General features: G+C 71.6%; 25 protein-coding genes. 7 read left to right on the forward strand and 18 right to left on the reverse strand.

What is annotated here, in order from left to right; genetic code table 11:
• On the forward strand, window positions 1-865 hold an 865-nt coding region (locus ACFQS2_RS08230), incomplete at its 5' end, for an HAD hydrolase family protein (protein WP_377793324.1).
• A 9-nt stretch (window positions 866-874) separates the two neighbouring features.
• Here ACFQS2_RS08230 and ACFQS2_RS08235 read toward each other — a convergent pair.
• From ACFQS2_RS08235 to sucC, 5 genes are all read right to left on the reverse strand, one after another.
• Window positions 875-1,696: a hypothetical protein gene (locus ACFQS2_RS08235; RefSeq protein WP_377793325.1), complete on the reverse strand. Its 822-nt coding sequence runs from the start codon at window positions 1,694-1,696 to the stop codon at window positions 875-877.
• Window positions 1,697-1,804: 108 nt separating this feature from the next.
• A complete protein-coding gene (locus tag ACFQS2_RS08240) occupies window positions 1,805-2,701 on the reverse strand; it encodes a C40 family peptidase (protein WP_377793326.1) in 897 nt (298 codons plus the stop codon).
• Window positions 2,702-2,889: 188 nt separating this feature from the next.
• Window positions 2,890-3,609 carry a metal-dependent transcriptional regulator gene (locus tag ACFQS2_RS08245; protein ID WP_377020254.1) on the reverse strand — a complete coding sequence of 240 codons (720 nt, stop codon included), beginning with the start codon at window positions 3,607-3,609 and terminating at the stop codon, window positions 2,890-2,892.
• 212 nt (window positions 3,610-3,821) lie between these two features.
• Window positions 3,822-4,712 (reverse strand): succinate--CoA ligase subunit alpha, encoded by an 891-nt coding sequence (gene sucD / locus ACFQS2_RS08250; RefSeq protein WP_377793327.1) that lies wholly within the window; start codon window positions 4,710-4,712, stop codon window positions 3,822-3,824.
• A gap of 12 nt (window positions 4,713-4,724) precedes the next feature.
• Window positions 4,725-5,894 (reverse strand): ADP-forming succinate--CoA ligase subunit beta, encoded by a 1,170-nt coding sequence (sucC, locus tag ACFQS2_RS08255; RefSeq protein ID WP_377793328.1) that lies wholly within the window; start codon window positions 5,892-5,894, stop codon window positions 4,725-4,727.
• A gap of 199 nt (window positions 5,895-6,093) precedes the next feature.
• Here sucC and ACFQS2_RS08260 point away from each other — a divergent pair, with 199 nt between their 5' ends.
• From ACFQS2_RS08260 to ACFQS2_RS08270, 3 genes are read left to right on the forward strand one after another with little or no spacing between them, the layout of a single operon-like run.
• Window positions 6,094-6,369, forward strand: coding sequence for a hypothetical protein (locus tag ACFQS2_RS08260; protein ID WP_377020251.1), 276 nt, complete (start codon window positions 6,094-6,096; stop codon window positions 6,367-6,369).
• A gap of 14 nt (window positions 6,370-6,383) precedes the next feature.
• A complete protein-coding gene (locus tag ACFQS2_RS08265; RefSeq protein ID WP_377793329.1) occupies window positions 6,384-7,025 on the forward strand; it encodes a hypothetical protein in 642 nt (213 codons plus the stop codon).
• A complete protein-coding gene (locus ACFQS2_RS08270) occupies window positions 7,022-7,591 on the forward strand; it encodes a GNAT family N-acetyltransferase (protein ID WP_377793330.1) in 570 nt (189 codons plus the stop codon). Before ACFQS2_RS08265 ends, ACFQS2_RS08270 begins: the two co-directional genes overlap by 4 nt.
• A 251-nt stretch (window positions 7,592-7,842) precedes the next feature.
• Here the strand turns inward: ACFQS2_RS08270 and ACFQS2_RS08275 are convergent, their stop codons facing one another.
• On the reverse strand, window positions 7,843-8,436 hold the full coding sequence (locus tag ACFQS2_RS08275; RefSeq protein WP_377793331.1) for a TetR/AcrR family transcriptional regulator: 594 nt from the start codon (window positions 8,434-8,436) through the stop codon (window positions 7,843-7,845).
• A 29-nt stretch (window positions 8,437-8,465) separates the two neighbouring features.
• Here ACFQS2_RS08275 and ACFQS2_RS08280 point away from each other — a divergent pair, with 29 nt between their 5' ends.
• Window positions 8,466-9,017: a hypothetical protein gene (locus tag ACFQS2_RS08280; RefSeq protein WP_377793332.1), complete on the forward strand. Its 552-nt coding sequence runs from the start codon at window positions 8,466-8,468 to the stop codon at window positions 9,015-9,017.
• Between the two features lie 9 nt (window positions 9,018-9,026).
• Here the strand turns inward: ACFQS2_RS08280 and ACFQS2_RS08285 are convergent, their stop codons facing one another.
• Both ACFQS2_RS08285 and ACFQS2_RS08290 read right to left on the reverse strand, forming a co-directional pair.
• A complete protein-coding gene (locus ACFQS2_RS08285) occupies window positions 9,027-11,909 on the reverse strand; it encodes a UvrD-helicase domain-containing protein (protein WP_377793333.1) in 2,883 nt (960 codons plus the stop codon).
• 196 nt (window positions 11,910-12,105) lie between these two features.
• Window positions 12,106-12,441 (reverse strand): hypothetical protein, encoded by a 336-nt coding sequence (locus tag ACFQS2_RS08290; RefSeq protein ID WP_377016360.1) that lies wholly within the window; start codon window positions 12,439-12,441, stop codon window positions 12,106-12,108.
• A 60-nt stretch (window positions 12,442-12,501) separates the two neighbouring features.
• Between ACFQS2_RS08290 and ACFQS2_RS08295 the strand changes: the two genes are divergently transcribed.
• Window positions 12,502-13,668, forward strand: coding sequence for a YbhN family protein (locus ACFQS2_RS08295; RefSeq protein ID WP_377793334.1), 1,167 nt, complete (start codon window positions 12,502-12,504; stop codon window positions 13,666-13,668).
• 98 nt (window positions 13,669-13,766) lie between these two features.
• Here ACFQS2_RS08295 and ACFQS2_RS08300 read toward each other — a convergent pair whose 3' ends face one another.
• Genes ACFQS2_RS08300 through ACFQS2_RS08310 form a run of 3 tightly spaced genes read right to left on the reverse strand, consistent with a single transcriptional unit; the run spans window position 13,767 to window position 15,503 of the window.
• Complete coding sequence (locus ACFQS2_RS08300) at window positions 13,767-14,252, reverse strand: hypothetical protein (protein ID WP_377016356.1); 486 nt, start codon at window positions 14,250-14,252, stop codon at window positions 13,767-13,769.
• Window positions 14,233-15,288, reverse strand: coding sequence for an alpha/beta hydrolase (locus tag ACFQS2_RS08305; RefSeq protein WP_377793335.1), 1,056 nt, complete (start codon window positions 15,286-15,288; stop codon window positions 14,233-14,235). Before ACFQS2_RS08305 ends, ACFQS2_RS08300 begins: the two co-directional genes overlap by 20 nt.
• Window positions 15,285-15,503 (reverse strand): BldC family transcriptional regulator, encoded by a 219-nt coding sequence (locus tag ACFQS2_RS08310; protein WP_377016352.1) that lies wholly within the window; start codon window positions 15,501-15,503, stop codon window positions 15,285-15,287. The genes ACFQS2_RS08305 and ACFQS2_RS08310 overlap by 4 nt, the downstream gene beginning before the upstream one ends.
• A gap of 373 nt (window positions 15,504-15,876) precedes the next feature.
• Between ACFQS2_RS08310 and ACFQS2_RS08315 the strand changes: the two genes are divergently transcribed.
• Entirely contained in the window at window positions 15,877-16,071 is a 195-nt protein-coding gene (locus tag ACFQS2_RS08315; RefSeq protein ID WP_377016350.1) for a DUF3073 domain-containing protein, read from the forward strand.
• Window positions 16,072-16,157: 86 nt separating this feature from the next.
• Here ACFQS2_RS08315 and purM read toward each other — a convergent pair whose 3' ends face one another.
• From purM to ACFQS2_RS08350, 7 genes are all read right to left on the reverse strand, one after another.
• A complete protein-coding gene (purM, locus tag ACFQS2_RS08320; RefSeq protein WP_377793336.1) occupies window positions 16,158-17,321 on the reverse strand; it encodes a phosphoribosylformylglycinamidine cyclo-ligase in 1,164 nt (387 codons plus the stop codon).
• Window positions 17,318-18,808 carry an amidophosphoribosyltransferase gene (gene purF / locus ACFQS2_RS08325; protein ID WP_377793337.1) on the reverse strand — a complete coding sequence of 497 codons (1,491 nt, stop codon included), beginning with the start codon at window positions 18,806-18,808 and terminating at the stop codon, window positions 17,318-17,320. The genes purM and purF overlap by 4 nt, the downstream gene beginning before the upstream one ends.
• Window positions 18,809-18,953: 145 nt before the next feature.
• Window positions 18,954-19,331 carry a hypothetical protein gene (locus tag ACFQS2_RS08330; RefSeq protein WP_377793338.1) on the reverse strand — a complete coding sequence of 126 codons (378 nt, stop codon included), beginning with the start codon at window positions 19,329-19,331 and terminating at the stop codon, window positions 18,954-18,956.
• Window positions 19,328-20,125 carry a copper homeostasis protein CutC gene (locus ACFQS2_RS08335; RefSeq protein WP_377793339.1) on the reverse strand — a complete coding sequence of 266 codons (798 nt, stop codon included), beginning with the start codon at window positions 20,123-20,125 and terminating at the stop codon, window positions 19,328-19,330. The genes ACFQS2_RS08330 and ACFQS2_RS08335 overlap by 4 nt, the downstream gene beginning before the upstream one ends.
• Window positions 20,122-20,526: a sterol carrier family protein gene (locus ACFQS2_RS08340; RefSeq protein WP_377793340.1), complete on the reverse strand. Its 405-nt coding sequence runs from the start codon at window positions 20,524-20,526 to the stop codon at window positions 20,122-20,124. Before ACFQS2_RS08340 ends, ACFQS2_RS08335 begins: the two co-directional genes overlap by 4 nt.
• Window position 20,527: 1 nt before the next feature.
• Window positions 20,528-21,826: an adenylosuccinate synthase gene (locus tag ACFQS2_RS08345; protein ID WP_377016338.1), complete on the reverse strand. Its 1,299-nt coding sequence runs from the start codon at window positions 21,824-21,826 to the stop codon at window positions 20,528-20,530.
• Window positions 21,827-22,126: 300 nt separating this feature from the next.
• Window positions 22,127-22,555 carry a DUF3151 domain-containing protein gene (locus tag ACFQS2_RS08350; protein WP_377016336.1) on the reverse strand — a complete coding sequence of 143 codons (429 nt, stop codon included), beginning with the start codon at window positions 22,553-22,555 and terminating at the stop codon, window positions 22,127-22,129.
• Window positions 22,556-22,591: the final 36 nt, after the last annotated feature.

The raw sequence follows: 22,591 nt of genomic DNA on the forward strand, positions 1-22,591 counted from the left end.
CCGCACCCCGCACCCCGCACCCCGCACCGGAGGATCCATGCCCGCACGACACTGCGTCTTCATCGACTTCGACGGCACCTTCGCCGCTCACGGCGTCGCCCCGCCCCAGCATGCCGACGCCGTCCGCCGTGCCCGCTCGGCCGGACACACGGTGCTGCTGTGCACTGGGCGGCCCGCCTCGATCGTCGCGCCCGACGTCGCCGAGCTCTTCGACGGGATGGTCGCGTCCGCGGGGGCGTACGTCCGAGTGGGCACGGACGTCCTGCGCGATACACGCTTCCCCCAGGAGCTCGGCCGTCGCTCCGTGGAGATCCTGCAGGGGCACGGCGTGGCCTTCGCCCTCGAGGCCCCCGAAGCGCTGTACTGCACGCCCGAGACCGCAGCACGGATCCGCGCCGGCGTCGGCTCCCCGCAGCCCGGTCTCGCCGGCGGTGTCGGCCGCGGCCCTCAGGACATCGTGGACGCCGCGCGGACGCCTGCGGACCTCGCGTCGTGCTCCTTCGCGAAGATCTCGCTGTGGGGCTCGCCGGTCCGGGTCGAACAGCTCGCCGAGGAGATCGGCCCGGAGGTCGGGGCGCTGCCGAACTCGATCGCGCAGGACGACACCAGCTCCGGGGAGCTGCACCTGCGGGAGATCGACAAGGCCGACGGCCTGCGCCAGGTGGCCGGGCATCTCGGCATCGACCTCACCGCGACGGTCGGGATCGGGGACGGGATGAACGACCTGGGGATGGTGCGAGCCGCCGGGACGGGCGTCGTGATCCACGGAGCACCGGCTGCGCTGCGCGAGGCAGCAGATCTGGAGGTGCCCGGCCCCGCCGAGCACGGTGTACTGATCGCCTTCGAGCGCCTCGGGCTGCTCTGAGGCACGGGGTCAGCTGCGGCGGCGGAGGCCGACCAGGACCAGTCCCGCGGCTGCCACCAGGGCACCGACGCCGAGCAGGATCACGCCCTGGGGCATCAGGTCGGCCGCGAAACGGACCTCGAAGGCCTGGACGATGGGACCGATGAAATCCGCCCGGTCCACGGAGTCCGGGACCACGGTGCCGATCTGATCAGCCAGCAGGCACGTCAGCGCGCCCGCCAGGATCCCGGCGATGCCCGCCAGGATCAGGAACGACCGACGGTGCGCGGCGATCGCCAGAGCGAGGACGGCGAGGGCGAGGGCTGCCGGTCCCATCCAGGGGGTCCAGGGCGCGAGGGTCGCTGCCTGGTTCAGCAGCGGTACGTCCGGGATGGTCGCGAGCGTGACGGTGGCATCGTCGGGCCGCGGGATATCGAACGGGATGACCTCTTCGACGGAGACCAGGAGCTCGTCGATCACGGGGCCGAGGTCGACGCCGAGCGCGTCCTCGCCCGGCGTGAACAGGGCCTCGTGCAGGTCCGCCATGGTCTCGTCCCAGAGGGTCGCGTACATGTCGGTGCCGGTGATCCTCGGGGCCTGCTCCTGGGCGATGGGAGCGACCTGGTCCGCGACCCAGCCGGGGATCCGATCATCGTCCAGCAGCGTCTCCACCGCACTGTCCGAGAGGGTGCGCTGGACCTCGGGATCCTCCGCGAGCGGCTGGGCGACGTCGAGGAAGCCCTCCTGGTCGATGACGTGCTCATGGAGCCACACGCCGGGCAGCCAGAGGGCACCGAGGACGGTGGCGAGGGTCAGCAGAAGGGCGGCGAGAAGATCACGTGCGGAAGACACCCGCACACGGTACCGGGACCGCCCGGGAGATCCCCGTACCCCGACCGCCGGGACGAGATCGGCCCCGCACCACCAGGTGGTACGGGGCCGTGCTCGATGCGGGACGGATCAGCCGATGCGGATGTAGGTCCAGCTGCCGGAGTAGATGTTGCGCTCGGAGGTGTCGACGCGCTTGTTGCCGGCGTCGACGAAGGTGTTGCCTCCGGCGTAGATGCCGATGTGGCCCGGCTTGTAGACCAGGTCGCCCGGCTTGGCCTGGGACTTGGGAATCACGGTGCCCGCCGAGGCCTGGCCACCGGCGCTGTGCGGGAGGCTGACGCCGTGCTGGGCGTAGACCCACTGGACGAAGCCGGAGCAGTCCCAGCCGGACGGCGAGGCGCCGCCGTACACGTACGGCGTCCCGATGCCGGAGCGGGCGGTGGCCAGCACGGAGCTGCCCTTCGCGGCCGACGGGGCCGGTGCCGACTTCTCCTCGGAGGACTCGGAGGACTCCTGCGACTCCTCGTCCTCGGACTCGGAGCGCTCGTCCTCGGAGTCCTCGCGGCTGGAGCGCTCGTTCGACCGGGAGGCGTCCTCGTCCTCGCGGCTCTCGCGCTGCTGGTCGCCCTCGTCCTCGGAATCCTGCTGGGCCTCGTCGCTCTGGGCGTCCTCGTCGGACTCCTCGTCGACGGGCTCGGGCTCGGGTTCCGGCTCGGGCTCGGGAAGCTCGACGGTGATGTCCGCGATGTCGGCGGTGGCGCTCTCGGCCTCGTCGTCGCCCTCGGCGGACTCGGCTGCGGGGATGCCGACGGCGGGAGCGGTCACGGGGGGCAGGACCGCGGGAGCGGCACCCTCAGCCTGCGGGGCCTGCGGAGCATCGTTCTGCGGCTCGGCGGTCGCGGCGGCGGCACCGCCCAGCAGCAGGCCGGCGGCCATCACCGTTCCGGCGGCGGCGCGTCCGGCGCGGACAGCAGGGGTCACCGTGCGCATCGCGCGGCGGTGAGTGTTGTTCGCAGTCTTCGACACGTTTCGCTCCCAGCCCCGGGCATCGGCCCTCGCGCTCTGCAGCTCTCGTACTCCGCACCCGGTGCGCGATGGGCTCTTCCGGGGGGAATGTCGAGGCTCGGCCGCCTCGGCACGTGTTCGACCCTAGGGGCCAGAGCCGTCCCTGAGAGCCGAACTGAAAGCTTCTGGGGAAGAGCTTGACGGACGCTTTACCCGGCCAGAAGAGGGGTCACGTGGAGCTGGGTCGCGACAATCTCGGGCACAGCGACCTCCCCGCCGGCCGGGCCTCGCAGAACCACCGTCCCGGCAACCCTCTCCGCGCGCATCTCGACCCCGGGAAAGATGTCCTGAGCTGCGAGTTCACCGAGAAGTTCCACGTCGCTCTGGACGCGCTCGCCGATCCGGTCCAGCCGTATCGTCGCGGTGCCACCGTCGGCGATGGCCTCGAGCAGCTCCAGAGGCGGATTGGCGGGGGTTTTACCCTCCGTGGTGGCGTGGGTCTCCGCGATGCCGAGGGCGGCGAGGCCCGGGATCGGGTTGCCGTACGGATCGGTGAACGGCGGCTCCAGCTTCTCGGCAAGCCGCCGCTCGACCTCGAGGCTCATCACGTGCTCCCAGCGGCACGCCTCCTCGTGGACGTGGGCGTAGTCCAGCCCGATCACGTCCAGCAGGTGACGCTCGGCCAGCCGGTGCTTGCGCATCACGTCGACGGCGACCTCGGTGCCCTGCTCGGTCAGGCGGATGCGGCGCTGATCGTCGAGATGGAGCAGACCGTCGCGCTCCATGCGGGCGACGGTCTGGGAGACCGTCGGGCCCGAGTGGCCCAGTCGCTCGGCGATCCGGGCACGCATCGGGGCGACACCGGCCTCGTGGAGCTCGAACACCGTCTTCAGGTACATCTCGGTGGTGTCGATGAGATCTCCGGTCACGAGGCCCCTCCCTTGGTAGGCGCGCTCGGCGGGCGCGCGGTAGCTGCGACAAGCTTAGTCCGTCAGGCGGGATGGCCGTCCGCAGCGCCCGCCGAGCACAGCCACCGCACACAGCGGCACGCCCCGGACCGCGCGGGTCCGGGGCGTGCCACGGGTGGTCGAGGACGGGCCCCGACGAGGATCTGAGCTGCCCGGTGGGGGCAGCTCCGCGCTCAGGAGAGCCCGGAGACGATCTCGCGCATCAGGTCTGCGGTCTCGGTCGGCGTCTTGCCGACCTTGACCCCCGCGGCCTCGAGGGCCTCCTTCTTCGCCTGCGCGGTGCCCGCGGAGCCGGAGACGATGGCACCGGCGTGGCCCATCGTCTTGCCCTCGGGGGCGGTGAAGCCCGCGACGTAGCCGACGACGGGCTTGGTCATGTTGTCCTTGATGTACGCCGCGGCGCGCTCCTCGGCGTCTCCGCCGATCTCGCCGATCATGACCACGCCGACGGTGTCCGGGTCGGCCTCGAACGCCTCCAGGGCGTCGATGTGGGTGGTGCCGATGATCGGGTCGCCGCCGATGCCGATGCAGGTGGTGAAGCCGAGGTCGGCCAGCTCGTACATCATCTGGTAGGTCAGGGTGCCGGACTTGGAGACCAGGCCGAGCTTGCCCGGACCGGTGATGTTGGCCGGGGTGATGCCCGCGTTGGACTTGCCGGGGCTGATCACGCCGGGGCAGTTCGGCCCGATGATCCGGGTGCCGCCCTTGGCCTGGGCATAGTTGAAGAACTCCGCGGAATCCTTGACCGGGATGCCCTCGGTGATGATCACCAGGAGCTCGATGCCGGCGTCGATGGCCTCGATCGCGGCGGCCTTGGCGAACTTCGGGGGCACGAAGACCACCGAGACGTTGGCGCCGGTGGCCTCCATGGCGTCCGCGACGGTGCCGAAGACGGGGACCTCGTGGCCGCCCTCGAAGGAGACCGTCTGGCCCGCCTTGCGCGGGTTGGTGCCGCCGACGATGGTCGTGCCGGAGTCGAGCATGCGCTGGGAGTGCTTCATGCCCTCCGAGCCCGTCATGCCCTGGACGATGACCTTGCTGTTCTCATCGAGAAAGATAGACATGTCGAGTGCTGCTCACTTTCCTGCGGCGGCGAGCTCGGCGACCTTCGCGGCGCCGCCGTCCATGGTGTCGGCCTGGGTGACGAGGGGGTGGGCGAAGTCGGCGAGGATCTTGCGGCCCTCCTCGACGTTGTTGCCGTCGAGCCGGACCACCAGCTGCTTGGTGGCGGCGTCGCCGAGCTTCTGCAGGGCGCCGACGATGCCGTTGGCGACCGCGTCGCAGGCGGTGATGCCGCCGAAGACGTTGACGAACACGGCGGAGACCTGCTCGTCACCGAGGATCACGTCCAGGCCGTTGGCCATCACCTCGGCGGAGGCGCCGCCGCCGATGTCCAGGAAGTTGGCGGGCTTGACGCCGTGCTGCTCACCGGCGTAGGCGACGACGTCGAGGGTGGACATGACCAGGCCCGCACCGTTTCCGATGATGCCGACCTCGCCGTCGAGCTTGACGTAGTTGAGGTCCAGCGCCTTGGCCTTGGTCTCCAGCGGGTCCTCGGAGCTGGCGTCGACTAGTTCGGCGTGGTCCTCGTGGCGGAACGCGGCGTTCTCGTCGAGGGTCACCTTGCCGTCGAGGGCGATGATGCTGCCGTCGCCCGTCTTGACCAGGGGGTTGACCTCAACCAGGGAGGCGTCCTCCTCGCGGTAGACGTCCCACAGCTTCTGCAGCACGGGGGCCACCTTGTGGGCGGTCTCCTCGTCGAAGTTCGCGGCCTGGACGATCTCGGCGGCCTTGGCCTCGTCGATGCCGACATTGGGGTCGACAGCCACGCGAGCGAGGGCCTCGGGGCGCTCGACGGCGAGCTGCTCGATCTCGACGCCGCCCTCGACGGAGCACATGGCGAGGTAGTTGCGGTTCGCCCGGTCCAGCAGCAGCGAGAAGTAGTACTCCTCGGCGATCTCCGCGCCGGCGGCGATCATCACGCGATGCACGGTGTGGCCCTTGATGTCCATGCCGAGGATCTCGGAGGCCTTCTGCTCCGCCTCCTCGGGGGACTTGGCGATCTTGACGCCGCCGGCCTTGCCTCGGCCACCGGTCTTCACCTGCGCCTTGACGACGACGACCGGGGTGCCGAGCTGCTCAGCAGCAGCCTTGGCAGTGGCGGGGTCCTCCGCGACGACTCCTCCGAGCACGGGCACACCGTGCTTCTCGAAGAGATCGCGGGCCTGGTATTCATACAGGTCCACGGGGTGCATTCCTCTCGATATCGGCAGTGGGCGGCAGGCCTCACTCGGCCTCGGTGCCACCCCTGGGAATACGGCCAGGGTATCGCTTCCGCCGCACCGGCTCGTACGGCCGCCACCCGTGTGCGCGGTGTCTCACCCGGGGCCGGGAAACCGCCTCCCCCGCCCCCTGCCGTTCAGCTGCCCCGGATACGATGCGGAGATGAGCCGACGAAACCGCAGTCTCGCCCAACGCATCCGCGAGCACCTCGGCTTCAGCGTGGTCGCGATCGGCGTACTGTTCATCGTGCTGCGCCTGGTGGGCGTCCGTTCCACGTTCGCGGGCTTCGCCCTGTCCGTGGCGATCACGCTCGCCCTGAACGTCGGGCTGTCCTACTACAACGACCGCCGCGCCCGCTCCCCCCGCCCCCATGTCGAGCAGCGCGGGGGCGGCGACATCCGGTGGCGCGAGGACGACCGTCCGCGTGAGGACCGCTGAGGCGAGGAGACGCCATGGCCGACTGGAGAACCTACGCGAAGGCCGCACGCAACACGGCCCGCAAGCAGGCGCCCGCCGCCGGTGACGCCGCCCGGCGCGCCTCGTCCCGCGCGAGCGGCTATGTCCGCGCCGCCGGCAAGGCGATCGATGAGGGCCGGTCGGAGGACGAGGAGCCCCGCCGGCACGCCGACCGCGAGAGCGAGGGGGCTCGGGAGGAACCTCGCCGTCGCGATGCCTCCGATCGGGAGCGGGAGCCCCGCCGGCGCGAGGACATCGACGGAGACCGGGAGGAACCTCGCCGCTCCGCGTCCTCCCGGCCGGCTGCGACTACCGCGCGCGAGCGCCCGGCGGTCGACACGAGTCGTCTGCGCAAGGACGCGGCGGCGTACTACACGGTCGCGGAGCGGCGCGTGCACTCGGCGCAGATCGTCCCGCGGTTCATGCGCGCCCTGCGTGACGCCCTGCTGATCGGCCTGTCCCTATTCGTCTTCTGGATCGTGCTCGCAGCCGCCGGCATCCAGATCCCCTTCACGACTGTGCTGATCGTGGTGCTGGTCATCGTCGCGATCAGCTTCGCGACCGGACTGCTGGCCCGGCGCAGGTCCCCCGCCGCCCCTGACGACCCGGCCGAGGACCACGGGCCCGGCCCGGCATGACCTTCACGATCCTGCCGCTGACGGCCGACGACGCCGAGGACGTCCAGGCGCTTCTGGCCCGCTCCCCCGGCTACACGCTGCGAACCCGAGGGCGCTCGGTCGCCGCCGACGACGGCCACGGCGTCCTCATCGACCGCCCGCCGGGCACAGCGGCCTCCGCAAAGACCGTCTTCGGCCTGCGCGACGACTCCGGGGCGCTGCGCGGACTGTGCGACGTCATCCACGGGTGGCCCTCCCCGGAGACCGCCCACATCGGCCTGCTGCTGGTCGACGATGCCGCTCAGGGCAGCGGTCTGGGGCGCCTGCTGCACGACAGCGTGATAGCCCAGCTGCGTGCCCGCGGTGACATCGCGCAGCTCCGCGCCGGAATCGTCGGGACGAACGCCGACGCGGCACAGGGATTCTGGGAGCGGTTGGGCTACCAACCGACCGGCGAGGAGCACTCCGTGTCGGCGGGCACGATCCGATCCACCACCGCGATCCTCACCCGCCCGCTGGATCCTCCTGCCGCACCCCCGGCCTCCGGCACGACTGATTCACCCCCGACCTCCGGCACGAACCTGTAGCTGAGCGGCACTCGCCCTCCTCTGAGAGGGGTCTGGTGCCGCTCACCTACACCTTTTTGCCACACGGTCCCGGCCACAGGCCCCGGTCATGGACGTGCGCCCCCGGTCCTGCGGTCCCGGTCCCGGCCACGGGGTCCCGGTCATAGACGTGCACCCCCGGTCCTGCGCCCCCGGTCCCGGCCCTGGTTCTGTGGTCCCGGCCCCGGCCGAGCGGCCCTGGTCCCGGCCCTGCGGCCCCGGCCGGACCAGCACTATCGGTGAAGGGCACCACCGAGGTCGGCGATCGACGTCGCCGCCGCCTCGACGGCGTCCTCGAGCCAGTCGGGCATCTCGCGGGCGATGAAGGGGCGCGTGATCCCGTAGGGCGCGAGCCGGGTGGCGACCATCAGGAGCTCGCGGCGCTGCGGGGTCGGCTCCGGGTACAACCGCTCTGCCAACCGCTCGAGCGCCTGGTCCACGTCGTCGTTGAGGTGGGCGACCTCCCCGTGCAGCGACGCCGGTCCGGTCTCGAGCAGGCGCCGGGTGCTGAACAGGAGCATCGCGCGAGCGTCCGCGGGATGGCGTCGGCAGAAGGCGGGGATGTGCCGGGCGGAGGCGATCACGGCCTCTCGCGGGTCCGGGCGCGCGGCGGCCTCGAGCAGGCCGACATGGAAGCGCCGGACGGAGCGGATCCACAGCCGGCCCAGCAGCTCCTCGCGCGAGGCGAAGCGGTGATAGATCGATCCGCTGGGCCCCTGGATCTCTCGGGCGACGTCGGCGATGGTCACCGTGGGGCCGACGTCGAGCAGGGCACGGGCGGCCCCGTCGAGCACGTCGTCCTCGGTGAAGCGGGCGGGTCTTGCCATGGGACGAGATCCTAGCTAGGTTTCAGATCATGCGTTCTGGAATCCGCTCTCTATTAAAGGTGGAGGGCACCGGCAGGCCCCCTCCCCGCTGGGCACGCGCGGCAGGTTGGGCGTGCCTGCTGCTGCCGCTGCCCTCCGTCCTCTGGCGGCTCGCCATGCTGGCCGGCGTCGACGTCGGCTTCGCCGATGCGGAACTGTTCCGCGGTCAGCCTGGTCCCACGATGTACGTGCTGGGCCTGAACGCCGTCGAGCTCGTCGTCGGCGGGCTGTGCCTGGGGCTGATCATGCCCTGGGGCGAACGGCTCCCCCGGCGGGTTCCCGGCCTGGGCGGGCGTGCCATCCCCCGCACGGTGCCGCTCGCGATCGGAGGCGCCGGGAACGTGGCCATGTACGCCATCTTCGGGTCGCTGCTGGCATCGTTCGTCGGCAGCTGGACCGGCGCCACCGAGGCGTGGACGCCGGATCGGGGCATGGACGGCGCGGAGCGCGCCATGCTGGCCGTCTGCTACGTGCCGTTCATGCTGTGGCCGGTCGCCATCACGCTCGCCCTGGTCGGGTACGGAATGAGACGTCGATCCTGAGGACGCGACTCAGAGCTTGGTGATCGGGGCGTAGCGCAGCAGCAGGCGCTTCTTCCCGTTCGGCGGCTTGAACTGCACCTCGACCTGGGTTTTCTCGCCCTGACCGGCGACCTCGGTGACCGTCCCCATCCCGAAGGAGTCGTGGGTGACGCGGTCCCCGGCCGCGAGCTGCGGCATCGCCGAGGCGGGGGTGGGCGCACGTCCGGATCCGAGGCTGGGGCGACTGACGTCCCGCCGGCCGCCGCCGAGGCCGCCGCTGAACGAGGGACCTCGCTGGCCGCCGCCGTAGCCGCCCGACCCGTAGCCCCCGGACGAGCCCTGGCCGAAGCCGGCCCCGCTGAGGGTGGAACCGGCGCGGGCGACGTCGAGCACCTCCTCGGGGATCTCATCGAGGAATCGGCTGGCGGGCATGAACTGGGTCTGGCCCCACATGGCGCGCATCTGGGCGCGGGTGAGGTAGAGCTTCTCGCGGGCACGGGTGATGCCCACGTAGGCCAGGCGCCGCTCCTCCTCCAGCTCCTGGGGGTCGCCGAGGGTGCGGTTGTGGGGGAACGTGCCGTCCTCCATGCCGGTGAGGAAGACGACCGGGAACTCCAGTCCCTTGGCGGTGTGGAGCGTCATGAGGGTGACGAACTGGTCCTCGGCGCCGGGGATCTGGTCGGCGTCGGCGACCAGGGACACCTTCTCCAGGAAGCGATCCAGGAGGGAGGCGTCCGGATCCTCGGGGGCCGCCAGCGCCGCGTCCGGAGCGACATCCGCTCCGGTGACGTCCTCGCCGGCGACATCCGGGACGGCGTCGTCCGAGGCGGCGCCCTCGGGTGCGGCGGTCCCCTCAGTCTCGTCCGCCTCGTCCTCCTCGAACTCGCTGGCGGCGGCATCGGCCGCTTCCGTCTGCGCCTCGAACTCGGCGGCGACGCTGATCAGCTCCGCGAGGTTCTCGAGCCGGGATTCGTCCTGCGGATCCTCGCTGCCCTGCAGCTCGGCGTAGTACCCCGAGCGCTGCAGGATCGCTTCGATCAGCTCGGCCGGGCCGTCCCCGCGCCGAGCCATCTCCTGGAGGTCCTCGAGCATCGCGACGAAGCTGCGTACCGCGTTCAACGAGCGCGTCGCGATCCCGGGGGCCTCATCGGCCCGGCGCAGCGCTTCGCCGAAACTGATCCGTTCGCGCTCGGCGAGCATCGCGATCGCGGCCTCGGCGCGGTCACCGATGCCGCGCTTGGGCACGTTGAGGATGCGACGGAGGTTGATCTCGTCGGCCGGGTTGGCCAGGACCTGCAGGTAGGCGACGGCGTCCTTGATCTCGCGGCGCTCGTAGAAGCGGGTGCCGCCGATGACGCGGTAGGGCAGGCCCACGCGGATCAGCTGGTCCTCCAGCGCGCGGGATTGCGCGTTGGCGCGGTAGAAGATCGCGATGTCCCCGGCGGAGCGGCCATCGTCGACCAGGGCATCGATCTGGCGCCCTATGTACCGGGCCTCGGCCTGCTCGTCGTCGGCGACGTACAGAGTGATCTGGTCACCGTCGCCCTGGTCGGTCCACAGGTTCTTCTTGCGCCGGCCCTCATTGCCCTCGATCAGCGCGTTCGCCGCCGAGAGGATGCGCTGGGTGGAGCGGTAGTTCTGCTCGAGCACGATGGTGCGCGCCGAGGGGAAGTCCTGCTCGAACTCGACGATGTTGCGGATCGTGGCGCCGCGGAACGCGTAGATGGACTGGTCGGAGTCGCCGACCACGGTAAGATCCGCTCGGGGATCCTCCCCCACGAGTTCGCGCACCAGGGCGTACTGGGCGGTGTTGGTGTCCTGGTACTCATCGACCAGCAGGTGCTGGAAGCGGCGCCGGTACCCCTCGCGGATCGCCGGGTTCTCCCGCAGCATCGTCACCGTCAGACCGATGAGGTCGTCGAAGTCGACGGCGTTGGCCTGGCGCAGCCGCTCGGTGTAGTTCGTGTAGATCCGCGCCAGCGTCTTCTCGAAGGGGTTCTTCGCGGTCTCGGCCTGGTCGGCGAAGTCGATCGGATCGGTGAGGTCGTTCTTCAGCGAGGAGATGCGCGAGGCCAGCATGCGCGGCGCGTGCTTCTTGGTGTCCAGCTCCAGATCCTTGGCGATCGTCGTGATCAGCCGCAGGGAGTCGGCGCTGTCGTAGATGGTGAACGAGCTCTTCAGGCCGGCGGCCTGGGCGTCGCGGCGCAGGATCCGCACGCAGGCGCTGTGGAACGTGGAGACCCACATGCTGCGGGCCGCGGGGCCGACGAGCTCGCCGACGCGTTCGCGCATCTCGGCGGCGGCCTTGTTGGTGAAGGTGATGGCGAGGATCTCCCCCGGCATCGCCTCGCCGGTGCGCAGCAGGTGGGCGATGCGCCGGGTGAGGACGCGGGTCTTACCGGAGCCCGCACCGGCGACGATCAGCAGAGGGCTGCCCCGGTGCTCGACGGCCTCGCGCTGGGCGGGGTTGAGGTCATCGGTGAGCTCACCCAGGAGCGTGGCGTCCGGGCCGCCCCACGGGGCGCCGCGACGGATGTGGTCGACGCTGTCACGGTCCGCGGGGTGGGGAGCCTGGTCGTGCTGGGCCGGAGGCTGCGGCACGGCGGCCTGAGGTGGTTCCTCGTCGTGGGGCGGCTCATCGAACGGGGGCTCCTCCGGCGGCGGCTCCTCCAGAGGGGGCGCATCCAGCGCTGCCTCCGCGAGCCCTCGCGAGTCCGGGACGGGGTCCGCTGCCGGTGCGCCGTCGATGGCGCTGACCGCCGGCGCGCCGGCGTCGCCGGCCCCTGTGCGCTCGCCTGCTGTCCCTGCGCGCTCACCGGCGGCCGCGGGATCCGGGCTCGCCGGCGCCACCCGCACACCGTCCAGACGGCGGAAGGAGTCGGGCAGGGAGAGGTCGTCGAAAAGTGAACTCATGGGGACACCAGGATAGGCGCGGGGGCCGACGGTCAGCACGTGGCGCGGCCCTGGTGTGGACGACGGCACGCTGCGCGCCGATCCGACGCCGGGGCCCGAGACCGTGGCAGGGCCGACGAGCAGTGACGACAGAGGCCGGGTACCGGACGGACCGGGACCAACCGGCCGGGACCAGCCGGCCCGGACCGACCGGGTCTCAGACGAAGACGGCGATGACGATGTTGGCGATGATCGCGGTGGGGATGCCGAACCAGATCACCGACGGGGTCTGCTCGCGGCGATTGGCGGCCACGTAGGCGAACGCCGTCGCCACTGCCGCGACCAGGAACTTGATGCCGAGCTTCATGGAGTTCGCGTCGCCGGTGAGCGGGACCAGGACCATCAGCACCAGACCGAGCACGAGCGCCCCGGCGGCGGCATGGGACATGCCGGGATTGGGGACGCGGGTGCGGGCGGCGGCGACCCAGGTCCCCAGCGCCACGGCCCAGCAGATCATGTGGAGGACGACGAGCAGAGAGATCAGGACGGACATGGTGCCACGATACGTCGGCTTCCTCACCGGTTCCTCCAGGCCACATGCGAGAATCACCGCATGATCACCCCTGGCTCCACCCCTCGCGGTGAACCGTCCCCCGGTGATCCCGGCGATGGGGCCGCCCCGGGCCGGGGGCGCGCCGGCGACCCCGAGGTCACCGGGGGTCCCGAGACGACCGGCGGCCCGGCCGCCTGGCTCTCCGGAGATCTGGATCTCGAGCACCCGCCGCGCCTGAGTGGCCGGCGGATCGCTGCGGCGTTCGCATCGCTGCTGCTGGTCCTGGCACTGCTGGGCTGGGGCCTGCCGCTGGTGACCGGGGCCGGCTGGGCGCAGATCGGGCGACGTTTCGCCGAGATGCCCATCTGGTCGGTGCCGCTGATGGTGGTGCTCGGGGCGGTGGCCCTGGCTCTGGAGTCCGCCACGGTGCGCACCGCCTTCCGTGGTTCTCGCTACCGCGACGCCGTGCAGGGCCATGCCGCCTCCCAGGCGGTGGGGATGGCCGTGCCGGGCGGGTCGATGATCGGCACCGTCCTGCTGGGCTACCTGATGCGGCGTTCCGGCCTGTGCATGCAGGCGATCATCACCGGCGTGATCGCGGCGTCGCTGGTCGACATGGCCCTGACGTCGGCGGGGATCCCGCTGCTCGGCCTGGTGGCCTATGCCCTCACGCCCCTGGTCGGCCCGGAGGCCCCGGACCTGCCCGGTGGGCTGTGGGCCGCACTCGCTGCTGTCGCGGGCGGGCTGGTCACGCTGGGCCTGGCCGCCCTGCTCATGCGCCGCAGCGTCCTGGCCTCCGTGGTCGCGCAGATATCCCAGGTGCTCCCGGTGGCCGACCCGGAAGCGATCCTGCGCCAGCGCGATGCGCTCGTGGCCCTGCTGCGCACGCGCGCCGCGGGCCTGATCGGGCCGACGGTCCTCGCCCGGGCGGTGCAGTGGCTGGCGCTGCTGGTAGCGATCCGGACGCTCGGCATCGAGGTCCCGCTGCTGGTGACGCTCGCGATCTTCGCCCTGGGACGCGTGCTGGCGCTGGTTCCGCTCACCCCGGGCGGGACCGGGATCGCCGAGACCGTGGGGGCGGCGGCACTGGTCGCGCTCGGGACGGCCGGCGATGCGGCGGCGACCGCCATGCTGCTCCTGGCGGTGGCGACGTTCGTGGTGCCATGCCTGGCGGGCGGGGTCGCGGCGGCGATGGCCATGACGCGGGCTCCGGCCCGCAGGCGCTGAGCGCCGCAAGCGCTGAGAGCCGCAAGAACCGCAAGCGCTGAGAGCCGCGGGCGCTGGGGCTGAGGCCTGCGCTCGCTCTCACCCTCTTCTCGCGTCCCTCACTCCCGGTCGTCGTCCTCGTCGAAGTCCGGGGTCTGGGTGCCCAAGGAGTGCGAGACGTCCGGCAGGAACGGACGTGGTGCGGACGGAGCCAGCGGGTAGCCGCCGATGCTCGCACCGTGCTGGGTGCCGACGAAGTGCGCGACGTCGCCGACGTGCCGGTGCGCTTCCTCCCCGCGGCCCAGGAAGCCCGCCCCTGCGTAGCCGCCCAGTCTCCGCCCGCTGGAACGCTCGTGCACAGTGGCGACTTCGTCGAGCTGGGTGGCGCTGCTGCGCAGACCGCTCACGATCCGGCCCAGCTCCGGGTACACCTCGCTGGTCCAGCGCTCATGCAGATCTTCGCCGAGCCGGCGGGTGGGTTCGCTCCCGGATCGGGCGACGTCACCGATCGTGTTGGCCAGTCGCAGCCGGACGAGGGTGAGCCGGTCTGCGGCACGTCGCAGCGCGCCGGCCTGCGCGCGGAGCTCACGCGGGTCCGAGCTCATCGGGCTTCTCCTTCCCGCCGCTCCCGGTGCCCGGGCTGCTGCGGGGGTCGGCACCGTCGGGTGCCTTCATCGTAGGCGGTCGGCCGGCCACAGTCTCCAGCCAGTCGTCCAAGACCTCGAGGGCTCGTGCGCGGACGTCATCCTCGGAGAGGAAGACGTCGTGGCGGGCCCCGTCGATCGCCTCGATGCGGACGTCGGGTCCGAGCCGTCGGGCTGCTGCGGCGATCGAGCGGACGTCGAGCACCGTGTCCGCCCGGCGCATGTCCTCGCGGAAGCGCACACCGATCGCGGAGCGGGCCGCGTGCAGGACCAGGACGGGGATCGCGAGGGGTCCCGCCGCTGCCAGCCGGGCCTGCCCGTCCAGCACGGCGGCCAGCGTGGAGGCGGGGAAACGGTGCCCGCGCTCGGGTTTGAGGGCGAGGTCGTAGTCGAACGGTCCGCCGTACCGGGTGTGGACGGTGCGTGCGAAGTGGGAGGTGCCCGGCGGCAGGATGGGCTTGTTCTGGAGCCGCTGCGCGGCGGCCTGCACGACGGGCGCCAGCAGCAGGCGGGGCGCCGAGCCCAGGTGACTCTCGAGCCATGGGGAGTTCAGCGCGAGCGCGCGGAGGGTGCCGGGGTGGCGCTGGGCCCACAGGGCGGCGATGAGGCCGCCGGTGGAGTGGGCCAGCAGGACGGGCGGCCGATCACGGCCGATGATGCGCAGCGCTGCCCCGATCTCCTCGTCGTAGCGGCTGAGGTGATCGATCGCCGTGGGAGTCTGCCCGTCCAGCAGGCTGCGGCCGTGCTTGCGCAGGTCCAGTCCCCAGACGTCGTGGCCGAGTCCACCGAGGTGCTCGAGCAGGCCCCGGTCGAAGACGTAGTCGGACCAGCCGTGCAGGACCAGCACCGGAGCCACCTGGCGGCCCGTGGGCGGCTCAGCATCGCCGGTGCCCGGCTCACGATGGATCAGGGTGGCGATGACCGGGCCCTCGGAGTCACTTCCCAGCTCGATCCGCCGGGCCGTATATCCCTCCCCCAGCACCGGGTCAGCGCTCATAGGGCTCCGGTGCTCGCCCGCAGCAGCTCGAGGACCTCGTCCCGTCGGTACCGGCGGTGTCCGCCGAGGGTGCGCATATAGGTCAGTTTGCCGGACTGTGCCCAGCGGGTGACGGTCTTGGGATCGACATGGAACATCTTGGCGACCTGAGCCGGCGTCAACAGTTCTGCCGTCGGGTCTTCGCTCTCAGGCGAGAGATCCGTGGATCCGTTCATCGGGCGTGCGACCTTTCCAGCGGGACTTCGTACACAGGAGGCGTCGGCCACCGTTCGGGCACGCCCAGGACCCCGGGGCCGGCTGGACGAGCCACGGTCTACGGCCGGGCACTCGGGTCAGTCAGCCTAGACGTCAGACTTACGGTGTCGGGCAAACATTTGCCCCGGTTCCGGCCAAAGATCGTGGATGCTCCGGCCTCCACGGGCCCTGTGCCGCGTCCCCGCGCACGGGGCCGGAGAAGGGATGTTGGGCACGTCTCCCGGTGCGGGGTTCGCGGGATGCGAGGGCATGCATGTACTCTTGGATTCCGAATCAATGCCATCTTCCGGGCTGACACGAGGCCCGGCAGCCGACGCACAGGGGGTCAGTTCCATGGGTCGCGGCCGACAGAAAGCCAAGCACACCAAGGTGGCACGGGACCTCAAGTACTACAGCCCGCCCACGGACCTCACCGCGCTGCAGCGAGAGCTGCAGTCCGAGCGGAGCGAGGGCGCTGACGGCGACGACCTGGCCGAGGGCAGTGACGACTGGGCCGATGAGGATGCGCAGTCCGCACGCCGTCGCTGAGGACTGGCCACCACCGTGACGATGATCGAGGGTCGACCCACCGGGTCGGCCCTCGAGTCGTATCCGGCCATTTTCCTCAGGGCCCCTCAGGTCCAGCCGGGATGCTGACCGGCGAGCATGACGGATCCGCCCTCGACTCCCTTGGCGCCGGCGACGACCTGCTCCAGCGGTGAGCCGGGCTCCGGCAGGGAGTCCTCCCCGACGATCTCTCCGATCACGCGTGCGCCCAGGCCGCGGGCGGAGAGCACTGCGAGGGTCGCCTCCACCTGCTCGGCGTCGACCACGGCGACCATCCCGATGCCCATGTTCAGTGTGCCTTCGAGGTCTGTCTGCGGCACCGACCCCCACCGGGCGATCCGGGCGAACACCGCGCCCGGCTCCCAGGTGGAGCGGTCCAGGCGCGCAGCGAGCCCGGCGGGCATGACCCGGGCGAGGTTGGCGGCCAGTCCGCCACCGGTGACGTGGCTGAGGGCGTGGACCGCCCCGGCGGAGCGGGGATCGGCCAGCACTGCCAGCACGTCGGCGGCGTAGATGCGGGTGGGTTCGAGGATCTCCTCGCCCAGCGTGCGCGAGAAGTCTTCGATATGCGTCTGCAGTCCGAGGCCCTGGGCGGCGATCACGGCGCGCACCAGCGAGTACCCGTTCGAGTGCAGACCGGAGGCGTCCATCCCGATCACCACATCGCCGCGGCGCACGCGGTCCGGACCCAGCAGGGAATCGGCCTCGACCACACCGACCGCGGCGCCTGCGACGTCGTAGTCCTCGGGCGCCATCAGGCCCGGATGCTCGGCCGTCTCGCCGCCGACGAGCGCGCAGCCGGCGAGCCGGCAGCCCTCGGCGATCCCGCGCACCACGTCGGCGATCCGCTCGGGAACCACCTTGCCGCAGGCGATGTAGTCGGTCATGGCCAGCGGGGCGGCGCCGACCACCACGATGTCGTCGACGACCATGCCGACGAGGTCGCGGCCGATGGTGTCGTGCACGTCGAGCTCACGGGCGATCGCGATCTTGGTGCCGACCCCGTCCGTCGACGAGGCCAGCAGCGGCCGCCGGTAGTCCTTCAGGGCGCTGACGTCGACGAGTCCGGCGAAGGCGCCGATCCCGCCGAGCACCTCGGGGCCGTGGGTGGCGGCCACGGCTTCCTTCATCAGTTCCACCGCGCGGTCGCCGGCGGCGGTGTCGACCCCGGACCCCGCATAGGTGATGGCGGGATCCGCATCTCTGCTGGTGCTGGCGCTGGTGGTGTTCATGCGTCCTTCCCGGCGACGGCGAGCTCAGGATCAGGCTGAGCGAGGATCCCCTGCGTCCTGGCGACGGGCTCGGGAAGCGACATCGGGTACTTGCCGGAGAAGCAGGCGGTGCACAGCGAATCGGCGGGCTGCTCGGTGGCGGCGACCATGCCCTCCTCGGAGATGTAGCCCAGCGAGTCCGCCCCGAGCGAGCGGGCGATCTCCTCGAGGTCCAGCCCGTTGGCGATGAGCTCGGCACGGGAGGCGAAGTCGATGCCGAAGAAGCAGGGCCAGCGCACCGGCGGAGAGGAGATCCGGACGTGGACCTCCGCCGCGCCGGCCTCCCGCAGCATCCGCACCACGGCGCGCTGGGTGTTGCCCCGCACGATGGAGTCGTCGACGACCACGAGCCGCTTGCCCTCGATGACCTCGCGCAGCGGATTCAGCTTCAGCCGGATGCCCAGCTGCCGGATGGTCTGGCTGGGCTGGATGAACGTGCGGCCGACGTAGGCGTTCTTGACCATGCCCTGGCCGTACGGGATGCCCGACTCCTGCGCGTAGCCGATGGCCGCGGGCGTGCCCGATTCCGGGGTGGGGATCACGAGGTCCGCGTCGACAGGGTGCTCGCGGGCGAGGCGGCGACCCATCTCGGTGCGGGCCTCGTTCACCGAACGGCCGGCGATGTGGGTGTCGGGACGGGCGAGATAGGCGTACTCGAACACGCAGCCCTTGGGCCGCGAGTCCATGACCTGTTCGCTGCGCAGCCCCTGCTCGTCGATGACGATCATCTCGCCGGGAGCGACCTCGCGCACGAAGCTGGCCCCGCAGATGTCCAGGGCGGCGGTCTCGGAGGCCACCACCCAGCCGCGCTCGAGGCGGCCGAGGACCAGCGGGCGGATGCCCTGCGGGTCGCGTGCCGCGTACAGGGCGGTCTCGCTGAGCAGGGTGAAGCAGTAGGCGCCGTGCAGTCGCGGCATGAGATCGCGCAGCGCGCTCTCGAGCGTGCCCTCGGTGTTCAGCAGCGCGGAGACCAGGGCGGTGTCGGTCGTGTTGCCACGCGCCAGCTCACCGGTGCGGGGCCTGCCGTGGCGCTCCTCGACCAGCGCCAGCAGCTCGTCGGTGTTGATGATGTTGCCGTTGTGGGCGAGGGCGACCGTGCCGTCGGGCCGAGGGCCGAGCGTGGGCTGGGCATTGGACCAGACGGAGCCGCCGGTCGTGGAGTAGCGGGTGTGCCCGATCCCGATGTGCCCCTGCAGCGTCTCCAGGGAGGCTTCGTCGAACACCTGCGAGACCAGGCCCATGTCCTTGTAGACCAGGATCTGGGATCCGTCGGAGGTGGCGATGCCTGCCGACTCCTGGCCGCGGTGCTGGAGGGCGTACAGACCGTAGTAGGTCAGCTTCGCGATGTCCTCCCCTGGGGCGAACACGCCGAAGACCCCGCAGGAATCCTGCGGGCCCTTCTCCCCGGGGAGCAGGTCATGGGAGAGATTGCCGTCGCCGCGTGCCACTGGTCCATGATGGCACACCCCGGCAGCTGTGCTCGCGGCGTCGCTCGGCGGGCCGACGGGGCGCTCGTGGGCCGGCAGGTCAGCGGCCCCTCGGCGAGATCCGCAGTGGCTGTCAGCGGCCCCTCGGCGGGATGTGCAGTGTGTGTCAGCGGTCCCGTCGCCCGTGCCGGCGGTGCCTGATCGCATCGACCAGAGCGGCGATGGCCGCCAGGGGCAGGCCGATGAAGACCACGGCCAGGAGCACCAGGTTCAGGGCGGACCCCGCGTCCTCCAGGGGCAGCAGGGGCGCGGTGACCAGCGCGACCACGGCGGGCACCGCCAGGGCGAGTGCGACCCAGAAGCCCAGCGTGGGTGTGCGGCGGCGGCGCACATACAGCGTCGTCGCCTCCGGGTCCGGGGCGGCGGGGCGTTCAGCGCCCTCGGGGTTCGCGGCGCTCTCGGGTGCCTCGTGGTTCCCGGCGCTCTCGTGGTTCCCGGCGCTCTCGGGCATCTCGCGGTTCTCGGGCATCTCGGAGGTGTTCACAGCTCTCCTGCGGTCTCGACCGCGGCGGCGACGATGGCCGGGTCGGTCTCGGTGTCGGGTGCGCCGTCCTCGCGCGCGGCGCCGGGGCGGCGGCGGGCGGAGAGGTGCACGTCGGTGACGCCGCTGCGGCGCACGAGGTCACCGATATCGGCCGGGCGGACTCCTCCCCCGGCGCAGATCGCCAGCAGGTCCTCCGCCGCATCGACCATGGCGGCGAGGTCGTCGGCCCCCTCCAGTGCACGTTCGGCGCCGCCGGAGCTGAGGACCCGGTGGAAGCCGAGGCCGAGCAGGGTGGTGACGGCCTCGGCGCGCTCCTCGCGCGAGCTCATCGCGTCGACGGCGCGATGGCAGGTCAGCGACACCCCGCGCACAGCTGCCTGGGCGGAGCGCAGGGCACCGTCACGGATCGTCTCGATCGCGGGGACGTCGAGCGCTCCCTCGGTGGTCAGCGCACCGAGCACGACACCGGCGGCTCCGGCGGCGACGGACTCCCCGGCCTGGGCGGCCATCAGGTCGACCTCGTCGGCGTCGACCACGAACTCTTCGGGTCTGCCGAGGAAGTCCACTCGGCCCGCGCGTGAACGGATCAGGACGTGCACGTCGAAGTGCGGCTTCGCGTCGGCGGCGGCCACCAGCTCGGACGCCCGCCGGGTGCACTGCTCGACCAGTTCGGGCGGAGGCGTCGTGCCCCCGCTGGCGAGGTCCACGCACAGTTCGACGCGGTCGGCCCCGGCGAGCGCGGCCACCTCGAGCCCGGCGAGGTCCTGCACGGCGATCTCGACGGCGATGCTCATGGAGTCTCCTTCTGGCGGGCGGTGCGCACGGTGCGGCGGGGTCCGGGCAGCGGCAGCAGCTCGGCGAGGTCGCTGCGTTCACCGCTGGCGCGGACGCGGCCGTCGGCCACGGCGTCGGCCCAGGTCGTCTCGCCGCTGACGAGAGCCAGCCAGGTGGCGGCGTCGGTCTCGACCACGGCGGGCGGGGTGCCGCGGGTGTGCCTCGTCCCGGCGATCGCCTGGACCGCCGCGTGCGGGGGCACGCGCAGTTCGACGGCGCCGCCGGGGAACTCCTCGGCGAACAGTTCCAGGGTGTGGCGGACGGCGGGGGCCAGCACGGAGCGGGCGGTGGTGGCGGGGTCCATGGCCCAGGCGGCGAGGGCCGCGCGCCCCGCGTCGGGATCGGTGCGGCGGGTCACCACGTCAGTGCGTCGCCCGCGGCAGCAGGTCGTGGACGACGATCGTGTCCGAGCGGTCCGGGCCGACGCCGATGGTGCTGATGCGGCACCCGGCGAGCTCCTCGAGCCGGCTGACGTAGGCGCGGGCGTTCTCGGGCAGCTCCTCGAAGGTGGAGCACTGCGAGAGGTCCTCGGTCCAGCCGGGCAGCGTCTCGTAGACGGGGACCGCGTGGTGGAACTCGGTCTGGGTCATCGGCATCTCGCGGTGGATGACCCCGTCGACGTCGTAGCCCGTGCAGATCGGGACCTCGTCGAGGCCGGTGAGCACGTCGAGCTTGGTCAGGACGATGTCGGTGAAGCCGTTGATGCGCACGGCGTGACGGATCATCAGCGCGTCGTACCAGCCGCAGCGGCGCGGGCGCCCGGTGTTGACGCCGACCTCGCCGCCGGTGGTCTGGAGGTACTCGCCCCACTTGTCCTCGAGCTCGGTGGGGAACGGCCCGGCGCCCACGCGGGTGGTGTACGCCTTGACGATCCCGACGACCCGGTCGATGCGGGTGGGGCCGACGCCGGTGCCCGTGCAGGCGCCGCCCGCGGTGGGGTTGGAGCTGGTGACGAAGGGGTAGGTGCCGTGGTCGACGTCGAGGTAGGTGGCCTGACCGCCCTCCATCAGCACCACCTCCTCGCGGTCCAGCGCGGAGTTCAGCATCTCGGTGGTGTCGACGACCATCGGGCGCAGGCGCTCGGCGTAGGACAGCAGGGAGGCCGTGACCTCCTCGATGTCCACCGACCGACGGTTGTACAGCTTGACCAGCAGCTCGTTCTTCTGGCGCAGCGCTCCCTCGACCTTCTGGCGCAGGATCGACTCGTCGTAGAGGTCCTGGACGCGGATGCCGAGGCGACCGACCTTGTCCATGTAGGCGGGGCCGATGCCGCGCCCGGTGGTGCCGATCGCGCGCTTGCCCAGGAAGCGCTCGGTGACCTTGTCGAGGGTCTGGTGGTACGGCGCGACGATGTGCGCGTTGGCGCTGATGCGCAGCCGCGACGTGTCCACGCCGCGCGCGGAGAGCATCTCGACCTCCTCGAACAGCGCCTCGAGGTTGATGACCACGCCGTTTCCGATCACCGGAGTGACATCCGGGGAGAGGATCCCTGCGGGCAGGAGCTTCAGCTCGAACTTCTCGCCGTCCACGACGACGGTGTGACCGGCGTTGTTGCCGCCGTTGGGTTTGACGACGTAGTCGACCCTGTCTCCGAGGAGATCGGTGGCCTTGCCCTTCCCCTCATCACCCCACTGGGCTCCGACGATCACGACGGCGGGCATGGCAACTCCTAGACGGGCGGAGACGGGTGGTGACGGACGGACAGCGGCACATCGCCCACGGGCGGTGACGCACCGTGGGCCGTGAGGACGGGAAGGAAGTGCGCGTGGATCGTACCAAGCACAGCCTTGATCCCGACGGGGCCCACGTGATCCCGACGGGGCCCGCAGCCGCGTCGGACCGGGCCTGTGGGCCCGGCCCGGCAGGCGCGACCGGCCCGGCAGGCGCGACCGGCCCGGCAGGCGCGACCGGCCCGGCAGGCGCGACTGGGTCGGCAGGCCGGCTCGGCTCGGACGGCCGGCTCAGCCCAGCAGGCTGGGATCGGCCTCGCGCAGGAACTCGGTGACCCGGTCCGCCTCGGCCTGGTCGCCGATGCGGCGAGAGGTCTCCCCCAGCATCGCCAGGGCCCGCAGGAAACCGCGGTTGGGCGCGTGGGAGGCGGGGACAGGACCCTGGCCGCGCCAGCCGGCCTTGCGCAGGGCGTCGAGGCCACGGTGATAGCCGGTCCGGGCGAAGGCGTAGGCGGTGACCTCGTCGCCGTCGGTCAGCGCGTCCTGAGCGAGGACGGCCCAGACCATCGGGGATTCGGGGTGACGGGCGGCGATCTCCCGCGGCTCCCCGTGCTCCGCGAGCTCGTCGGTGACCTGGACATCGATGAAGTCGTCGGGCAGACGGGTCTCCGGAATGCCGAGGAGATTACCGCTGGTGAGGTTATCGGTACGATCAGCCATGCAAGCATCGTAGGCGCTGGCGCCTGATGACCACCC

This window comes from Brachybacterium sp. GCM10030267, assembly GCF_042666875.1.
Taxonomy (GTDB): domain Bacteria; phylum Actinomycetota; class Actinomycetes; order Actinomycetales; family Dermabacteraceae; genus Brachybacterium.